Genomic DNA, 3681 nt, shown 5'->3' with positions numbered 1-3681 from the left:
TTTATTTAAAAAAAATGAATTTTTTTTTATATACTTTTTTAAAGAAAAAAAAATATTGAAAAAGAATTTAAATGATTTCATGGATAAACTATACAAAAATGAAAACTCATCTATTTTTGTTTTATTCCCCGTATTTAAAACTATTTTTTTTAATAATAGTGATAAAATAGACAATAATGTATATAATATTCAATATTTTTTTAAAAAAGATAGAAATCTACTAATTTCAAATAATATTATTAAATCGGGTAATACAGAAATAAATGATATAACGATTGGTGCGGGAGATTTTCACAATGGAACTTCTACTTCAATAATAAAGTTGAGTGATAATAGAAAGTTAATTTTTAAGCCAACTAGCGGAGCCATTTCAGATTCTTATTTTAAATTTTTAGATTGGTTTAACATTCATTTTGAATTGGGAAATTACAAATACAAAATATTAAATAAAAAAACTTATCATTGGCAAGAATTTATTTATAAAAAGCCATGTTTGGATATAGAAGATCTACTTAATTACTATACAAAAGCGGGTCATTTAACGTGCATTTTATACGTTTGGTTTTAAATAGTACAGATTTTCATTTTGAAAATGTAATTGCAAATATTTCTACACCAATATTAATTGATCATGAAACAATCATTCAACCAATAATATCTAATAGAATTAAAAAGCTTTTTAGGGTTTTTAATTCTGATAAAGATGAAACTGTATTAAAAAGCTTTTTGCTTGCAAATCATAATCTTAAAAATTTATTCCCTCCTGGAATGTGTGGATTAGGTTACTCAAAACAAACATCTAAAAATAGTTATAAGAGGACAGGTATAAATCGTTTCTCCAAAGACTGGAAGATGATAAACAGACCTATAGTAATAGAATTTATTGATAAAAATGTTCCAGAATTATTAAATGGTGAAAAAATTTTTGTAGACGATTATTTAATAGAATTTGTTAAAGGATTTGAAGATTGTTACAGGTTAATAATGTCTAATAAATCTACTTTACTTTCTTGTACATCTCCATTATATAATTTTAAGGACACACATGTAAGATACATATGGAGAGATACCAGTATTTATTCTAAAATATTAAAACATATATATTCACCTAAAGATTTGATTAGTTCTGATCATTACGAACAAAAAATCAGAAACTATTTGTCCATTTCATTTAAAAATGTACCAAAATGTTCTAATTTATGGTTGATATTTGAACATGAAGTAACACAATTGCTTAGAGGTGATATTCCTTATTTCGAAATAAATTCATCATCTAAAGATTTAGTAACTGAGCATGGAACTATTAAAGATTTTTTTGAATTGAGTTGTATCGAAGTTGTTGAAAGAAATATAAAAAAATTATCAATTAGGGATTTAGAATATCAGAAAAAATTAATCATTGAGAGTATTCAAAGTTGAAATTCTTTATAAATATAGAATGTGGCTTTTCATATAGTATAATTAAAGATAGTTAAAGTTCATTTGTGGTTAATGCATTTCTATTTTATAATTTTCAGAGTAATTAAAAGTTTTTATTAAAAAGAGTTCTAAGCAAAATCATATCCTTTTAATAAAAATATTACTATTTTACCTTAAATAAAGCTTTAAGTTTTTTTGTTATGAATTCTGAATTAGAAAATAATAAACAATCCGTATTAAAAAAATGGTTAAATAAACTTCAAGAGGATAGCTGGAATCTAGAATTACTCATTTCGGGTTTTACCATCTTTGGATTATTTAAAATTTGGTATGGTTTGGAAATTTATGCCTATGAAATTATGGCTAAATTTGAAAGTTCAGACTTTTTTTTAATTACTCCAATTACTATTCTAATGATTGGAGTGCTTATTTTTATTATTTGCTTATTAATACATATTTTTTTTAGAGGCTTGTGGATAGGCACAGTTGGTTTACGTTATGTCTCAGGTGATATAAATTTGAATAATATAAAGTTCAGTAAACAATTCAAAATATACTTAACAAATAAGATTGGAAGTTACGATGATTTTATTCTTCGATTGGAAAAAATATCGAGTTCTATTTTTTCTTTAACTTATCTTTTATTTTTTATAATGTTCTCAATAATGCTTTTTCTTCTTGAAATTAGTATTTTGAATGAAATAAAAAAATCTTTTTCTAATACCTATATAATATTAGAAATAACATATTGTTTTTTTGTTGCTTTTGGTATAATTGTTGCTTTAGATTTCATCACATTTGGTTTTTTAAAACGAATTAGAAATCGTTGGTTTATTTTTCTTTACAAACCTATTTACATTTTTATTTCTGCGATTACATTAAGTTTTTTATGGCGTCCTTTGTTATATAATTTTATTGATAATAAATATTTGAAGTGGACTGTGCTAAGTTCTGTTCCATTTCTAATTGGAATATATTTTTTTGTAAGACTTTCTTATAACAATTATAAATTTTATCCTCAATCTTTTTTTCAAGAAAATGATTTGTTTGAATCTATTTATAATAAAGAACATTTGAGGCATTCGTTTTCACCAGAATTTTATAGTGATCTCAGGCAGATTGAGAAAGAAAAAGGAGAGTATTCTATAATTAAGATAATGAGTTTGCCTAAATACAAAATAAATACATCTATTATGGAAGTATTTGTAAGATATGATAAAGAAACAGAAAAGTCTATTATGAAATTAGATTCAAATTTATTTGAAATTAATCCAATAGGATTTTATAATAATAATTATAAAAAATCTTCTGAATCTGAAAAGGAAGAAGAGGATAGTTTACATTATGCTAATATTAAAAATGAACAAATTAAATATCGTAAACATCTAGAAAAAATACAATTAGCTTTGAAAGAGATCTATAGTTTTGAAATTAATGGAATACCAATTTCAAAAGACTCCATGTCCCTGAGTTTTTTCGTTCATCCTAATTTTCATGAAAAAGGTATATTATGCATATTTCCATTAGAAAACAATGTCCCAGGTATTAATCATCTTACTTTAAATAGAAATTTTGTTTCGGATACTTCTAATAATTTTCAAAAATTAGACTTAACAATTCCTTTCATCTATAATGGATCTGTTTTTAATTAAATCCTACTGACCTGAGTTCGATTATAAGAATAAATAAATTTGGTTAGTATTTTGGGTTTCAAATTTAATTTGTGGTTTTTTAGGCAAAAAACTGTAAGCAATAAGTCCAGATATTATATTTGATAGGAAATTTCCAAAACTCCTATGTCTAGAATGCTCTACTTGACAGATATTTTTTTCAGGAGTATTTTATCAGATAGTGTCATCAAACAATTTTTCATATTGTTTTTAATATTTGTAATGAGTTGAATACCGTCTATAAATGATAACCTAGCTAAATCTTACCTATATAGCCTTTATCAGCCACAAATAGTTTTTCAAATATTTTATCTAAAAATCGTTCTTGTTTTAATGGTGTTCTATCATCCTCACTAGCCTGAGTGATAGTAAAAGTCTATTGTATATAATGTTTGTGAGTACATTCCTCAATTGGATAGCTTACTAGCCGATTACAAAGTACAGCATAATTTCGAATTTTTCTACTACTACCGAAAACCCGGAAAGAAACCCTGGAACATCTTCAGAAGAAAAAAAGCCTAGACAGAAATCAAATTGGATACTCCGTTTCGATTTGTGCCAGTAATTTCGGAGTAAACCGTGCCACGTATTT

Annotated in this window: 3 protein-coding genes and 1 pseudogene; 3 read left to right on the top strand and 1 reads right to left on the bottom strand. The window is 24.7% G+C overall.

Annotated elements, in window-relative coordinates; all coding sequences use genetic code 11:
- The 3 genes from KQA_RS0218060 to KQA_RS0218050 all read left to right on the top strand — a co-directional run.
- A partial coding sequence (locus KQA_RS0218060) for a DUF4135 domain-containing protein (RefSeq protein WP_010183040.1) occupies window positions 1-568 on the top strand: 568 nt, incomplete at its 5' end.
- Window positions 559-1419, top strand: a complete 861-nt coding sequence (locus KQA_RS0218055) for a DUF4135 domain-containing protein (RefSeq protein ID WP_029209662.1) — start codon at window positions 559-561, stop codon at window positions 1417-1419. The genes KQA_RS0218060 and KQA_RS0218055, both read left to right, overlap by 10 nt.
- 200 nt (window positions 1420-1619) lie before the next feature.
- Window positions 1620-3071: a hypothetical protein gene (locus KQA_RS0218050; protein ID WP_010183038.1), complete on the top strand. Its 1452-nt coding sequence runs from the start codon at window positions 1620-1622 to the stop codon at window positions 3069-3071.
- Between the two features lie 21 nt (window positions 3072-3092).
- Here the strand turns inward: KQA_RS0218050 and KQA_RS21070 are convergent.
- Window positions 3093-3465, bottom strand: a pseudogene (locus KQA_RS21070) (transposase); the annotation flags it as partial.
- Between the last annotated feature and the right edge of the window lie 216 nt (window positions 3466-3681).

This window comes from Aquimarina agarilytica ZC1 (assembly GCF_000255455.1).
Lineage (GTDB): Bacteria > Bacteroidota > Bacteroidia > Flavobacteriales > Flavobacteriaceae > Aquimarina > Aquimarina agarilytica.
Note: the sequence above shows the minus strand (reverse complement) of the source record. Positions and strands in the feature narration are given on the sequence as shown.

Coding starts and splice junctions, on each gene's coding strand:
- KQA_RS0218050 (WP_010183038.1), top strand. CDS start 1,620: ATGAATTCTGAATTAGAAAATAATAAACAATCCGTATTAAAAAAATGG.